14 protein-coding genes are annotated in these 12821 nt (G+C 70.1%); 8 read left to right on the plus strand and 6 right to left on the minus strand.

Annotated elements, in window-relative coordinates:
* Window position 1: 1 nt before the first annotated feature.
* The 5 genes from BM013_RS19830 (at window position 2) to BM013_RS19850 (ending at window position 5293) form a co-directional block, all read left to right on the plus strand.
* Window positions 2–922, plus strand: a complete 921-nt coding sequence (locus BM013_RS19830; protein ID WP_093129359.1) for an ABC transporter permease — start codon at window positions 2–4, stop codon at window positions 920–922.
* 48 nt (window positions 923–970) lie between these two features.
* Window positions 971–2143, plus strand: a complete 1173-nt coding sequence (locus BM013_RS19835) for a BMP family ABC transporter substrate-binding protein (protein WP_093129360.1) — start codon at window positions 971–973, stop codon at window positions 2141–2143.
* A gap of 63 nt (window positions 2144–2206) precedes the next feature.
* Window positions 2207–2620: a hypothetical protein gene (locus BM013_RS19840; RefSeq protein ID WP_093129361.1), complete on the plus strand. Its 414-nt coding sequence runs from the start codon at window positions 2207–2209 to the stop codon at window positions 2618–2620.
* Window positions 2621–2683: 63 nt separating this feature from the next.
* Window positions 2684–3601 (plus strand): AraC family transcriptional regulator, encoded by a 918-nt coding sequence (locus BM013_RS19845; protein ID WP_093129362.1) that lies wholly within the window; start codon window positions 2684–2686, stop codon window positions 3599–3601.
* Window positions 3602–3757: 156 nt separating this feature from the next.
* Window positions 3758–5293, plus strand: coding sequence for a S1C family serine protease (locus BM013_RS19850; RefSeq protein ID WP_093129363.1), 1536 nt, complete (start codon window positions 3758–3760; stop codon window positions 5291–5293).
* 27 nt (window positions 5294–5320) lie between these two features.
* Here the strand turns inward: BM013_RS19850 and BM013_RS19855 are convergent, their stop codons facing one another.
* From BM013_RS19855 to BM013_RS19880, 6 genes are read right to left on the minus strand one after another with little or no spacing between them, the layout of a single operon-like run.
* Window positions 5321–6169, minus strand: coding sequence for an aldolase/citrate lyase family protein (locus BM013_RS19855; protein ID WP_093129543.1), 849 nt, complete (start codon window positions 6167–6169; stop codon window positions 5321–5323).
* A gap of 5 nt (window positions 6170–6174) precedes the next feature.
* The gene (hpaH, locus tag BM013_RS19860) at window positions 6175–6987 is read right to left on the minus strand and encodes a 2-oxo-hept-4-ene-1,7-dioate hydratase (protein WP_093129364.1); all 813 of its coding nucleotides are present in this window, start codon (window positions 6985–6987) and stop codon (window positions 6175–6177) included.
* Window positions 6984–7865, minus strand: a complete 882-nt coding sequence (locus tag BM013_RS19865) for a fumarylacetoacetate hydrolase family protein (protein ID WP_093129365.1) — start codon at window positions 7863–7865, stop codon at window positions 6984–6986. Before BM013_RS19865 ends, hpaH begins: the two co-directional genes overlap by 4 nt.
* Window positions 7862–8749: an amidohydrolase family protein gene (locus BM013_RS19870; RefSeq protein WP_093129366.1), complete on the minus strand. Its 888-nt coding sequence runs from the start codon at window positions 8747–8749 to the stop codon at window positions 7862–7864. Before BM013_RS19870 ends, BM013_RS19865 begins: the two co-directional genes overlap by 4 nt.
* Before the next feature lie 55 nt (window positions 8750–8804).
* Window positions 8805–9224 (minus strand): RidA family protein, encoded by a 420-nt coding sequence (locus BM013_RS19875; protein WP_093129367.1) that lies wholly within the window; start codon window positions 9222–9224, stop codon window positions 8805–8807.
* A gap of 7 nt (window positions 9225–9231) precedes the next feature.
* A complete protein-coding gene (locus tag BM013_RS19880; protein WP_256220059.1) occupies window positions 9232–10233 on the minus strand; it encodes a Bug family tripartite tricarboxylate transporter substrate binding protein in 1002 nt (333 codons plus the stop codon).
* 203 nt (window positions 10234–10436) lie between these two features.
* Between BM013_RS19880 and BM013_RS19885 the strand changes: the two genes are divergently transcribed.
* The 3 genes from BM013_RS19885 to BM013_RS19895 all read left to right on the plus strand — a co-directional run bounded on the left by BM013_RS19885 (window position 10437) and on the right by BM013_RS19895 (window position 12808).
* Window positions 10437–11072 (plus strand): flavin reductase family protein, encoded by a 636-nt coding sequence (locus BM013_RS19885; RefSeq protein WP_093129368.1) that lies wholly within the window; start codon window positions 10437–10439, stop codon window positions 11070–11072.
* The gene (locus BM013_RS19890; protein ID WP_093129369.1) at window positions 11053–11883 is read left to right on the plus strand and encodes an IclR family transcriptional regulator; all 831 of its coding nucleotides are present in this window, start codon (window positions 11053–11055) and stop codon (window positions 11881–11883) included. The genes BM013_RS19885 and BM013_RS19890 overlap by 20 nt, the downstream gene beginning before the upstream one ends.
* Window positions 11884–12094: 211 nt before the next feature.
* Complete coding sequence (locus BM013_RS19895) at window positions 12095–12808, plus strand: response regulator transcription factor (RefSeq protein ID WP_093129370.1); 714 nt, start codon at window positions 12095–12097, stop codon at window positions 12806–12808.
* The last annotated feature ends 13 nt before the right edge of the window (window positions 12809–12821 follow it).

The following is a 12821-nucleotide window of genomic DNA, read 5'->3' on the forward strand; positions in this document are numbered from 1 at the left end:
CATGGAAAGCTACGCACTCCTGCTCGGCTCCACGCTGAGCGCGGGCACCGTGCTCGCCATTGCGGCGCTGGGCCTGCTCATCAACGAGAAGGCCGGCATCGTCAACCTGGGCGCCGAGGGCCTGATGCTGTGCGCCGCCATCGCGGGCTTTGCCACGGTGGTCGTCACGCGCAACCCCTGGCTCGGCTTCCTGGCCGGCATGGCGGCGGGCGCGCTGCTGGCGGCCTTCTTCGGCGTGCTGGTGATCTGGCTCAACACCAACCAGTACGCGACCGGGCTGGCGCTGAGCCTGTTCGGCGTGGGCTTCTCGGCCTTCGCGGGCATCAACTTCGTGCAGGCCAAGCTGCCCGAGAGCGTGTCGTACGCCATTCCCGTGCTCGGCGACATTCCGCTGGTCGGCCCGGCGCTGTTCCGCCACCACCCGATGGTGTATTTCGCGGTGGTGCTCACCTTCGCGCTGATCTGGTTCCTGTACCGCACGCGCGCCGGCCTGGTGCTGCGCTCGGTCGGCGAATCGCCCGAGTCGGCGCATGCGCTGGGCTACCCGGTGCGGCGCATCCGCTTCCTGGCGGTGATCGCGGGCGGCGCGCTGTGCGGGCTGGCGGGGGCCTACCTGTCCACCGTCTACACCCCGCTGTGGGTCGAGGGCATGGTCGCCGGCCGCGGCTGGATCGCGCTGGCGCTCACCACCTTCGCCACCTGGCGGCCGGTTCGCGTGCTGCTGGGCGCCTACCTGTTCGGCGGCGTGACGATGCTGGGCTTTCACCTGCAGAGCAGCGGCATCGACGTGCCCGTGCAGTTCCTCAGCATGCTGCAGTACATCGCCCCCATCGTGGTGCTGGCGCTGATCTCGCGCAACCCGGCGTTCATCCGCGCCAACATGCCGGCTTCCATCGGGAAACCGTTCTACCCCGGCTCATAATCGCGTTCTCGTTTTTCCGCCAACCTGTCCTTTTGAGGATTTCCGACAATGAATGATCTGAACAAGCGCTCCCTGCTCAAGCTGGCCGCCCTCACGGCGGTCGCTTCGGCGGCCCTGATCGGCTGCGGCAAGAAAGAAGAAGCGGCAGCACCGGCCGCGGCGCCCGCTCCGGCCCCGGCACCCGCCGCAGCGGCACCCGCCCCGGCAGCGCCGCTGAACATCGCATTCGCCTATGTCGGACCCGTGGGCGACGGCGGCTGGACCTTCGCGCACGACAACGCCCGCAAGGCGCTCGAGAAGGAATTCGGCGACAAGATCAAGACCACCTTCGTCGAAAGCGTGCCCGAAGGCGCCGACGCCGAGCGCGTGTTCCGCGACATGGTCGGCCAGGGCAACAAGCTGATCTTCGGCACCACCTTCGGCTACATGGAACCCATGCTGAAGGTCGCGGCCGACAGCAAGGACGTGAAGTTCGAGCACGCCACCGGCTACAAGACCGCCGAGAACATGCGCACCTACGACAGCCGCACGTACGAAGGCGCGTACATGGCCGGCGTGATCGCCGGTGCCATGACCAAGAGCAACACGCTGGGCGTGGTCGGCTCGGTGCCGATTCCCGAAGTGCTGCGCAACATCAACAGCTTCACGCTGGGCGCGCAGTCGGTCAACCCGAAGATCACGACCAAGGTCGTGTGGGTGAACGAATGGTTCAGCCCGCCGAAGGAAACCGAAGCCGCCACCGCCCTGATCAACGGCGGCGCCGACGTGCTGTTCCAGAACACCGACTCGCCGGCCGTGCTCAAGACCGCGCAAGAAAAGGGCAAGCGCGCCTTCGGCTGGGATTCCGACATGACCGCCTACGGTCCCAAGGCCCACCTGGCCTCGGCCACCATCAACTGGACCCCGTACTACATCAAGGCCACCCAGGAAGCCCTGGACGGCAAGTGGGCCACCGGCACCAGCTGGTGGGGCGTGAAGGAAGGCGCCATCGACCTCGTGTCGATCGCCGACGACGTGCCGGCCGAAGCCAAGGCCAAGGTCGAGGAAGTCAAGAAGGGCCTGAAGGACGGCAGCTTCGTGATCTGGAAGGGCCCGATCCTGGGCCAGGACGGCAAGGAAGTGGTCGCCAAGGATGCCGTGGCCGACGACAAGTTCCTGTCGGGCGTGAACTTCTACGTCAAGGGCGTGGAAGGCAAGGTGCCGGGCGGCGACAAGAAGTAATTCTTCCGTCCGTAGGATCCGAGGGCCGCCCGTGGGCGGCCTTTGTCATTTGAAGAAGGAAGAATGCGCACCATGAAATTCCAGGGCATTGCCGCTGCATGCACGGGGCTGTTGTCGGCCTCGCTCTTATCCATCGCCTGCGCGGCACCGACTGCATCGGCTGCATCGGCCGTGTTCACGCAAGACGAGCAACCCCTGCGCCAGGCCGTCGAAGACGCCGCCATGTGCTTCCACTTCGCGGGCGAGTTCTCGGGCGACGGCTCCGCGCGCGACAAGGAAGTGGCGCGCGCGCAGCGCAAGGTCTGCAGGAAGGGCGGCCAGCGCCTCGTGATGCAGGCCTACAGGAAGAACCCGCGCGACGAGCGCCTGTACCCCGCCGTGCTGATGCTCGACGGGCTGGTGCCCGGGGCGCCGCTGCCTGCCGTCGAGAAGGCGCGCCTGTGCGCCGCCGCGAAGACGGAGCTGGTCTGCGACTGACGCGCACCGGCGCCAGAAGCAGAGCCAGCACGGGCACCCGCATCGGCGGCTAACATGCGCCCCATGCCATCTCCCTCCTGCGGCGACAACCGCTTCGGCCAGCGCCTGGCGATGCAGTACGGCGTCGACGCCGTGCCCTCGCTCGTCGCCACCTCGCGCTGGGGCTCGGAGCTGGTCATTGCGCACATGCACTACGAGCAGCCGCACCTGTTCGTGCTGCCGCCGTTGCCCGCCGAGGACGCCTTCGTGCTCAGCGTGGAAATCGCCTCGGGCGGCAGCCGGCGCATCCGCAGCGGCGGCACCGAACTGCGGCTGGGCCTGCAGCAGGAGGGCGCCTTCCACATCGCCGACCTGTCGCAGTGCGCCAGCGCCTACGTGTGCAGCCCGTTCCATTCGATGCTGTTCCACCTGCCGCGCACCACCATCGACGCCTTCGCCGAAGAGATGGACGTGCCGCGCGTGGCCGCGCTGCGCTGCGACGCGGGCACGGTCGACCCGGTGGTGGCCAGCCTGGGCCGGGCCATGCTGCCGGCCCTGATGCAGCCCGAGACGGCGAGCACGCTGTTCGTCGACCACCTCACGCTGGCGCTGAAGGCCCATGTGCTGCACGCCTACGGCGGCGTGGCGGGCGCGGCCAGTGCCGAGCCGCGCGGCCTGGCGCCCTGGCAGGAGCGCCGCGCCAAGGCCTTCCTGATGGCGCACCTGGCCGGCGACGTGTCGCTGGCCGAGGTGGCGCGCGAATGCGCGCTGTCGCGCAGCCATTTCAGCAAGGCCTTCAAGCAGACCACGGGGCAGACACCGCACGCGTGGCTGGTGTCGCAGCGCGTGGCGGCGGCACGCCGGCTGCTGGCGCAACCCGAGCTGCCGATCGCGGAGATCGCCGCGGCCTGCGGCTTCTCCGACCAGAGCCACCTGACGCGGGTGTTTTCCGCGCATGTGGGGACGTCGCCGGCACGCTGGCGGCGCCTGAACGCGGATTGAGCGCCGACTGAGCGCCGATTGAGCTTCGGCTGAACGCCGACCGATTCGCGCATCCGTCTTCCCATGAAAAAGGGATGGGCAGTGTCGCGGGCGGACGGGAACATCCACGCATCACCCCACCTGGCGACTCGCGCGCCGTCCTCTGCCCGCCAGTCCATGCACCGCGCCACGCCGAACCTTCGCCACCTCCTCGCCCTCGCCCTGGTGCTGCTGTGCACCCAACTGACCGGCTGCTTCACCGTTGCCCACGCCGTGCTCGACTCCGCCATCCAGGGCGCGGCCGAGGCCAACATGACGCCCGAGACCATGGGCATCTCCACGAGCCAGTACCGCGGCTTCGACTGCCGGCACCTGGGCGAGCTGGAACGCAACTTCGTCGGCGAGAGCAACAGCCCCGCGAACGACGCCATGATGCGCAAGGCCATGGGCTGGCACGTCGACGCGATCCGCCAGGTGCGGCAGGAGCAGGGCTGCGGCGGGGCTTCCGCGACGGCGGGCACTGCGGGCACTGCGGCCGTTGCGGCTGCGCCCGCCGGCAACGCGAGCACGACCTTCTATTTCTACTGCTACGCCACCGACATGAACCCGAAGGTCCGCAAGACCGTCGCCAGCACCGTGTTCGAGCAATCCGTCCCGGCGATGGACCCCATGGCGCGCTTCAACTACGTCGGTGCCGCCGAAGAAGAGTTCAAGCGCAACGTCGTGCCTCAGCACGGCGTGCCGGATGCGCGTGCGACCTGTGCGGTCGAGGGCACGCTGGCCAAGGCCAACAGCAGCCGGGCGCGCTACCGCGGCCTGTTCAGCGGTTTCAACCTGACCTTCATCGACCTGGCCTGGCGGCCTGTTGCCAAGGCCGTGGCGAGCGCCGCGCCAGCCGCGGGGGCGCCGCCGGCCGGCCAGGCCGGCGCCGGCGACTCACGCGACTCACGCGGCGTGCGCGGCGCGCTCGGCATCAGGACCGACGCGGTGAGCGATTCGGTGGGCCGGGCCATGGGCCTGCAGCCGGTTCGCGGTGCGCTGGTCGTCGAACTGGAGAAGGGCGCCGCCGCCGGACTCAAGCCGCTCGACGTGGTGCTCGAAGTTGCCGGCCAGCCGGTGAACCAGCCCGCCGACCTGAGCGCGATCGTGGCCCGCATGCGCCCGGGCTTCAAGGCGCCGCTGCGGGTCTGGCGCGACCGGGCCCTGCATGACGTCGTGGTGGAGGTGGGGTCGAGGGCGCAGTTTGCCGGTGCCGCCGCTGCACCCGCAGCGCCTGCATCGGTGCCGGCCCCGGTGGCGGCCGCACCCGTCGCGCTCGACCCGGCCGATGTGCCGGGCAAGTACTGCGTCGTCTTCATGATGGCCGACGGCAGCGTGGGCAAGCCGGTCGACGTGGCATCGACGGTCTGGGAAACGCGCGCCGAGAACGACGTGCCGGCGCTGAAGGCCGCGCTGAGCTCCTTTGTCGCGCACATGCGCAGCACGCAACCCGGCGTGTGGCATGCCGACTTCAATGCACCGGTCTGCTACCAGGACAAGTCGGGCTATTGCCAGGCGCGGGCCGTCCACATGTTCGGCACCTCGCAGGACGCCTACCTGCGGTGCGGCGCGACCCGGCGCGAACTCGATGCACGCTTCGAGTCGGAGCTTCGCGATCTGCTGAAGACCGACCCCGCGAAAGCGCAGCGCATCGCGTGGAAGCCCCGGCCCTGAACGGCTGAACGGCTGAACGCCGGCCGGTCAGTAGGCGATCGATCCGGCCTGCGCGGACTGCGCGGCCTGTGTGGCCTGCGTGGTCTTGCCCCGGTCCTGGAAGCGCGCCGCGGCCGCCTCGGCGCCCCGCGCCAGAATCTGCAGGTCCATCGCCACCGCCACGAACAGCGCGCCCAGCGCCAGGCACTCGCGCGCCCTGGCGTCGTCCAGCATCAGGATGCCGGGCGCCTTGCCCTTCGCGCGGATGCAGCAGATGGCGTCGTCGATGGCGCGCCGGACCTCCGGGTGGCCCGGGTCGCCCGGATGCCCGAGGCTGGCCGACAGGTCCGCCGGCCCGATGAAGACGCCGTCCACGCCGTCCACCGCGAGGATCTCCTCGAGGTGGTCGAGCGCTTCGCGCGTTTCCACCTGCACCAGCACGCAGAGCTCGTCCTGCGCGCGCTTCACGTAGTCGCCGATGCGCCCGAAGTTCGACGCCCGCACCGAGCCGCCCATGCCGCGCACGCCGTCCGGCGCATAGCGCGTGGCGCGCACCGCGGCCTGCGCCTCGGCCGCGCTCTGCACGAAGGGCAGCAGCAGGCTCTGCGCGCCGATGTCCAGGTAGCGCTTGATGAGCACCGTGTCGTTCCAGTCGGGCCGCACCACGGCCGAGGTGCGCCGCGCGGTGTCGGCCGGCACCGCGGCGGTCACGGCCTGCAGCTGGTGCAGCATGTGCGGCACGTCGGTGGGCGTGTGCTCGGTGTCCAGCAGCACCCAGTCGAAGCCCGCGCCCGCGACGATCTCCGACACGTACGGGTCGGGCAGCGTCGACCACAGGCCGATCTGCGGCACGCCGGCCGCCAGCGCGCGCTTGAAGTGGTTGGGCAGCACCGGCATGGCGCTCACCCGAAATGGCACGACACCGTGCCGAAGTCGCCGTAGTCGGCCACCACCGTGTCGCCCTTGCCGACCTCGATCGGCCGGATGAACGAGCCCGCCAGGATGACCTGGCCGGCCTGCAGCGTCACGCCGAAGCGGTGCAGCCGGTTGGCCAGCCACGCCACGCCGTAGCCCGGGTGGTTGAGCACGCCCGCGGCCAGGCCGGTTTCCTCGACCTCGCCGTTGCGGCTCACGATGGCGCCGATGCGCCGCATGTCCGCATCGGTCACGGCCGGCTTGAAGGGCCGCCCGCCCAGCACCAGCGCGGCGTTGGCCGCGTTGTCGGAGATGGTGTCGAAGACGTTGCGCGTGCGCCCGGTGGCGGGGTCGACGCGCTGGATGCGCGCATCGAGGATTTCGAGCGCGGGTGTCACGTAGGCCGTGGCGTCGAGCACGTCGAACAGCGTGCAGTCGGGGCCCGACAGCGGCCGGGCCAGCACGAAGGCCAGCTCGGCCTCGATCTTCAGCTGCAGGAAGCGCTCGCTGGGAATCACCGCGCCGTCGCGGTAGAACATGTCGTCCAGCAGCGTGCCGTAGTCGGGCTCGGCGATGTTCACCGCGCGCTGCATCGCCTTGGAGGTCAGGCCGATCTTGTGGCCCTTCACCGTGCGGCCGTTGCGCAGCTTCAGCTGCATCCACGCATGCTGGATGGCGTACGCGTCGTCGATGCCCATGTCGGGGTAGTCGAGCGAGAACTGGCGGCACGCCACGCGGCTGTGCTGCGCCTGCTCGAGCCGCTCGGCGGCCTGCGAGAGGGTGGCGGCGTCCAGGCTCATGGCAGCGACTCCTCGGCGCGCACCACGTTGCGCAGCACGCCCACGCCGCTCACCTCGACCTCGACCACGTCGCCGGGCTTCAGGAATTTCGGCGGATCGAAGCGGATGCCGGCACCCGTCGGCGTGCCCGTGGCGATGATGTCGCCGGGCTCCAGCGTGGTGAAGGTCGACAGGTAGTGCACCAGGTAGGCGAAGTCGAACATCAGGTTGGCGGTGGTGTCGTCCTGGCGCGCTTCGCCGTTCACGCGGGTCCGCACGCGCAGCGCGCCGAAGCCCTGCGGGAACTCGTCGGCCGTGACGATCCACGGGCCGATGGCGCCCGACGCATTGAAGTTCTTGCCCTGCGTCACGTTGAACTTGGCGTGGTGCACCCAGTCGCGGATGGTGCCTTCGTTCATGCAGGTCAGCCCGCCGATGCAGGCCAGGGCTTCGTCGCCGCTCACGCGGCGCGCGCGGCGGCCGATGACGATGGCGATCTCGCCCTCGTAGTCGAGCTGCGTCGATTCGAGCGGCTGCTGCAGCGCCTCGCCGTGGCCCACGAAGGACTCGGCCACGCGCATGAAGATGCTCGGGTACTTCGGCAGGTCGCTGCCGTCCTTGTACTCGGCGTTGCGGTGCGCGTAGTTCACGCCGATGCAGAACACGCGCCGCGGCTGCGCAATGGGCAGCTCGAAGCGCACGTCGGCCAGCGCGTGGTCGGCGGCGGCACCTTCGGCCGCGGCGCGGGCCTGGGCCAGCGCGGCTTCACCGCCGGCCAGCAGCGCGGACACCGAAGCGAAGGCGCCCAGGCGGCGCCCCAGGTCGACGACGCCGTTGCCGTCGGCGGTGAGGCAGCCCCAGTGCGAGGCGCCGCCGTGCAGGTAGCTGATGAGTTTCATGCGGTCTCGAATCCAAAGAAGCGGGCGGGGTTGTCGACAAGAATCTTCTGCCGCGTGGCGGCGTCGGGTGCGAAGCGGTAGAGCAGCTCCAGCAGAGCGCCCTCGTTGGGCGGCTGCTTGACCGACACGGGGTGCGGCCAGTCGCTGCCCCACACGCAGCGCTCGGGCGCGGCCTCGATCAGGCGCTGCGCGAGCGGCACCACGTCGTTCCACGGCGCGCCGGTTTTCGAGATCTTCTCGGACAGCGACAGCATCACCCAGAAGTTGCCGCGCGCCAGCAGCTCGCGCATGCGCGCCAGGCTCGCATCGGCGTCGCCCAGCGAGGGGTCGGCGCGGCCCATGTGGTCCAGCAGCACGGGCACGTCGAGCGACTCGAAGGTGGCGAGCTGCTCGGCGATGCCGTGGGGCTCGGGCTGCACCTTGACGTACCAGCCCAGTTCCTTCACGCGGGCGAAGGCCCGTGCCTGCTCGGCCGCGCTCAGGCTGATGCCGAGCCCGCCGCGCGTGAAACGCGCGCCGCGCACGCCGGCGTCGTGCAGCTTGTGCAGGTAGGCGTCGTCGCGCTCGGTCAGCACGGCGGCGTTGGCGCACGCCATGTAGCGGCGCGGCCCGCCGGCGTTCAGGCCCTCGAGCGCGTCGAGCACCACCGTGTGGTCGGCGCCGTAGGTGGTGGCCTGCACGATCACCCCGCGCTGGATGCCCAGCGTGGCGTGCAGCCGTTGCGCCACCTGCCAGGTGGCGCTGGGCATTTCGTAGGCGGCGTTGGGCCGCACCGGGTATTGCTCGCGCGGGCCGAAGACGTGGAACTGGCTGTCGCACGACAGCGCGGGCGGCAGCGGCACGGGCGCGCGCGGGTGGGGGTCGAAGGGGAGGTAGTCGGCCATGGGGATGAGGGATTGCAAGAGGGGCGAATGGATCGAAGGAGGCGAACGGGTCTGTTCAGGCGATCCACGCGGTGAAGCTGCACTCGATGAGCTTCCCCATGTCCAGCTCGGGCGCGATGATCGCGTGGCGCGCGGGCCGCGAGGCGGCGTCGGGGAACATCTCGAGCCAGGGCACGTTGAGCGCGGGGCGCTGGCTGCGGTCCTTCATCCACACCGTGAGCTTCACGATGTCCTGCGTGCCGCCGCCCGCCGCCTCGACGATGCGGCGCACGTTGTCGAGCATGAAACGGCACTGCGCCTCGATGCTCTCGGCCGGCTTGCCGGTGGCGGGGTCGTTGCCCTGGATGCTGCCGCTCTCCAGCAGCGGGCCGGCGCGGCAGGCCGCCGGAATCGGGTTCTTGTGGCCGAAGCCGTCGATGTAGACGCTGGCGCGCGCGGCGGGCGCGGTGCGCCCCAGGGTGGTGGTGGCACTCATCGGGTGGTCATTCGGCGGTGATGTTGGCTTGCTTGATGACGGGCATCCAGCGCGCGTCTTCCTTGGTCAGGAACTCGGCGAACTGTTTGGGCGTGCTGCCGCGGGCCTCGGAGCCCAGCGTCTGGAAGCGGGCCTGCACGGCCTTGTCGGCGAGGATCTTGCGCAGCGCCTCCGACAGGCGCGTCACCACTTCCGGTGGCGTGGCGCGCGGCGCCAGGATGCCGGTGAAGGTCTCGGTGCTGAAGTCCTTGAAGCCGGCCTCCTGCAGGGTCGGCACGTCGGGCAGCTGCGGCAGGCGCTTGGCCGAGGTGACCGCCAGCGCGCGCGTGCGGCCCTGCTGGATGAAGGGGCCGGCCACCGAGATCTGGTCGAAGTTGAACTGCACCTGGCCGCCCAGCAGGTCGGTGGTGGCGGGCGCGTTGCCCTTGTAGTGCACCGTGGTCCAGTGCGCCTTGCTCTCGCGCTGCAGGTACTCGCTCACCAGGTGGTTCTGCGTGCCCGCGCCGGGCGAGGCCATGGTCAGCTGGTTGCCGGGCTTCCTGGCTTCGGTGAGCAGGTCGGCCACGGTCTTGTACGGCGTGGAGGGGTGCACCTGCAGCACCAGCGGCGTGAACGACACCGAGCTGACCGGCGCGAAGTCCTTCTTCCAGTCGTAGGCGTTGCGCTTGAAGATGGTCGGCGAGAACAGGATCGGGCCGTTCGCGCCCATGAAGAAGGTGTAGCCGTCGGGCGTGGCCTTGGCCACGTACTCCGCGGCGATCATGCCGCCGGCGCCGGGCCGGTTGTCCACGATGAAGGGCTGCTTGAACACGGCCTGCAGCTGCTCGCTGATGATGCGCGCGGCACCGTCGACGTTGCCACCGGGCGGGTAGGGCAGCACGAGCTTCACGGGCTTGTCGGGCCACGCGTCCTGCGCGGTGGCGGGCAGTGCGGCGAGGGCCGCGCATGCGGAGACCGCAATGGTCGCCGCGGTGGCAAGGGCCGGGAATGTGGCGCTGAAATTCTTCAAGTCATGTCTCCTGATTCGACACCGGCACCGCAAGTTGGCTGCGGTTTCATCGGCGACCCATGCACTCTAAGAATTTGCGCCCGGATGCTGCAATGCAATATCCTCCGGATGTTCCATATGGTGGACGTTTTCCGAAAGTCCGCGCACGGCGCCGCCGAAGCGCTGCGGACAATCGAGGCCCAGCCACCTCACAAGGCCCTGCCATGTTTCTCGATGCCGGCGACCTGTCGCCCGAAGCCACCTACCGCCTGATGAGCGGCATCGTCGTGCCGCGTCCCATCGCGTGGATCACCACGCTGTCGGAGGCCGGCGTGGTCAACCTCGCGCCGTTCTCCTGCTTCACCTTCGTGTCGAACAAGCCGCCGCTGCTGGGCGTGAACATCGGGCGCAAGGCCGGGCAACGCAAGGACACGGGTGCCAACATCCATGCGCTGGGCGAGTTCGTGGTGAACATCGGCGACGCCTCGCAGATGGTCGCCATCCACGAGAGCAGCGCCGAGCACGCGCCCGACGTGAGCGAGGCCGAGCTGCTCGGCCTGGGCACGCTGGCCTGCCGCACGGTGCGCGTGCCGCGCCTGGCGGACGCGCCGGTCAGCATGGAATGCAAGCTGGAGCGCGTGATCGCCTTCGGCGAGACCGGCGCCGAGTTCATCGTCGGCGAGGTCACGGCCTTTCACATCCGCGACGGGCTGGTGCACAACGGCAAGGTCGACACGCGCGCGCTCGACCCGGTCTGCCGCATCGGCGGGCCCAACTACGCGACGCTGGGCGAGATCGTCACGCTGCGCGGCATGCAGCAGACGCCCAAGGCGGTGATGGATGGCGGCAGCGGCGGATAGGAAGGACACCGGCGCCGACACCTCGGCCACCGCCGGCGCGCAGAGCGTGCGCCGCGCGCTGGCGGTGCTGCGCGTGCTGGCCACCGGCCAGGAGCGCGGCGTTCGCCTGACCGACGTGGTGAGCCACACCGGCCTGAACCGGCCGACCGTGCACCGCCTGCTGCGCGTGCTGGTGGAAGAGGGCGCGGTCGAGCAGGACCTGTCCACGCGGCGCTACCTGGTGGGCGGCGAGGTCTCGCTGCTGGGCCTGGCGCGCGCGAGCCGCTTTCCCATCCAGGCCATTGCCGAGCCGCACCTGCGCTACCTCAGCGAGAGCCTGGGCGACACCGCGTTCCTCACCATCCGCAACGGCACCGACTCGGTGTGCATCGACCGCAGGACCGGCAGCTTTCCGGTGAAAGTGCTGTCCATCGAGATCGGCGCGCGCCGGCCGCTGGGCGTGGGCGTGAGCGGGCTGGTGCTGCTGGCCTCGCTGCCGGCCGACGAGGCGGCCGACGTGGTGCGGCGCAATGCGCGCAAGCTCAAGGCCCTGCACGTGGACCCGGCCGAATTGCTGGCGCGCGCGGTGCGCACCCGAGCGCAGGGCTATGCCTACGCGCCGGTCGGCGTGGTGCCGGGCTCGCGCGCGGTCGCGGTGCCGATCTGCCTGGCCGACGGCCGCACCGTGGCCGGCCTGGCCATTGCCACCATCACCGAGCGCCTGCCCGACGCGCGCGTGGAGAGCGTGGTCGCGCAGATGCGCGCGCGGGCCCAGCTCATCGGGGCGCAGGCCGCGGAGCTGGCGCGCAGGAAGTCGGCGCGGAATCCCTGAGTTATGGCACGCCTGAGCCGCGCCGCGGCGGTTTTCACTGGTTCTAGGGATTGGTGATCACCTGCTGCATCGCTAGCATCGGCACCATGCCGCGCGGCGCGTCTTGCTAAGCTCCCCGGCACCCGACCGCATGCTTCCGTACCCCCCTGAATCGACACCCCATGACCCCGCTCCGGCCCGCGACCCCGCACCGCTCCTTCCAGGGCCTGGCATGCCGCTAGGCGCCGGCGGCGCGGCCGCGCAGGCGCCATCGGCGCCCGAATGGCGCGAGGCCCTGCTGCCGGCGCCGGTGCTCGTGGTGGAAGACGAGCCGCTGATGCAGCGGCGCATCCACACCCTGCTGACCCAGTTCGGCTACGAGGACGACGCGCTGGTCTTCGCCGGCACCTTCGCGCAGGCGCAGGCCTGCATGGCGGCCCAGCCGCATGCGCTGGCGCTGGTGGACATCGAGCTGCCCGACGGCAACGGCGTGTCGCTGATCGAACAGCTGCGCGCCGAAGACCCGGGCCTGAGCATCCTCGTGATCTCGGCGTGGAGCACCGAGGACGTGATCCTCACCGCGTTGCGCGCCGGCGCCACCGGCTATGTGCTCAAGGAGCGCGACGACATCGAGCTGTCGCTGGCCATCCGCAGCGTGCTGCGCGGCGGCGCGCCCATCGACCCCTTCATTGCCAGCCGCATCCTCGAGCTGGTCCACTCGCCGGCCACCACGCCGGGCCATGTCGATGCCGGCGTGCTCAGCCGGCGCGAGGCCGAGATCCTGCAGCTTGTCGCGCTGGGCCTCACCAACCGGGAGATCGCGCAGCAGCTCTTCCTGTCCAAGCACACCGTCGAATGCCACATCAAGCACATCTACCAGAAGCTCGCCGTGTCGTCGCGCACCAAGGCGGTCTTCGAGGCGCGCTCGCGTGGCTTGCTGGCCTGATCCTTCTCGCCGC

Origin of the sequence: Variovorax sp. OK605, from assembly GCF_900115445.1 — a bacterium.
Taxonomy (GTDB): Bacteria; Pseudomonadota; Gammaproteobacteria; order Burkholderiales; family Burkholderiaceae_C; genus Variovorax.

Coding starts and splice junctions, on each gene's coding strand:
- BM013_RS19865 (WP_093129365.1), bottom strand. CDS start 7,865: ATGAAACTCATCAGCTACCTGCACGGCGGCGCCTCGCACTGGGGCTGC.
- BM013_RS19850 (WP_093129363.1), top strand. CDS start 3,758: ATGCACCGCGCCACGCCGAACCTTCGCCACCTCCTCGCCCTCGCCCTG.
- BM013_RS19870 (WP_093129366.1), bottom strand. CDS start 8,749: ATGGCCGACTACCTCCCCTTCGACCCCCACCCGCGCGCGCCCGTGCCG.
- BM013_RS19885 (WP_093129368.1), top strand. CDS start 10,437: ATGTTTCTCGATGCCGGCGACCTGTCGCCCGAAGCCACCTACCGCCTG.
- BM013_RS19845 (WP_093129362.1), top strand. CDS start 2,684: ATGCCATCTCCCTCCTGCGGCGACAACCGCTTCGGCCAGCGCCTGGCG.
- hpaH (WP_093129364.1), bottom strand. CDS start 6,987: ATGAGCCTGGACGCCGCCACCCTCTCGCAGGCCGCCGAGCGGCTCGAG.
- BM013_RS19840 (WP_093129361.1), top strand. CDS start 2,207: ATGCGCACCATGAAATTCCAGGGCATTGCCGCTGCATGCACGGGGCTG.
- BM013_RS19875 (WP_093129367.1), bottom strand. CDS start 9,224: ATGAGTGCCACCACCACCCTGGGGCGCACCGCGCCCGCCGCGCGCGCC.
- BM013_RS19895 (WP_093129370.1), top strand. CDS start 12,095: ATGCCGCTAGGCGCCGGCGGCGCGGCCGCGCAGGCGCCATCGGCGCCC.
- BM013_RS19835 (WP_093129360.1), top strand. CDS start 971: ATGAATGATCTGAACAAGCGCTCCCTGCTCAAGCTGGCCGCCCTCACG.
- BM013_RS19855 (WP_093129543.1), bottom strand. CDS start 6,169: ATGCCGGTGCTGCCCAACCACTTCAAGCGCGCGCTGGCGGCCGGCGTG.
- BM013_RS19830 (WP_093129359.1), top strand. CDS start 2: ATGGAAAGCTACGCACTCCTGCTCGGCTCCACGCTGAGCGCGGGCACC.
- BM013_RS19890 (WP_093129369.1), top strand. CDS start 11,053: ATGGCGGCAGCGGCGGATAGGAAGGACACCGGCGCCGACACCTCGGCC.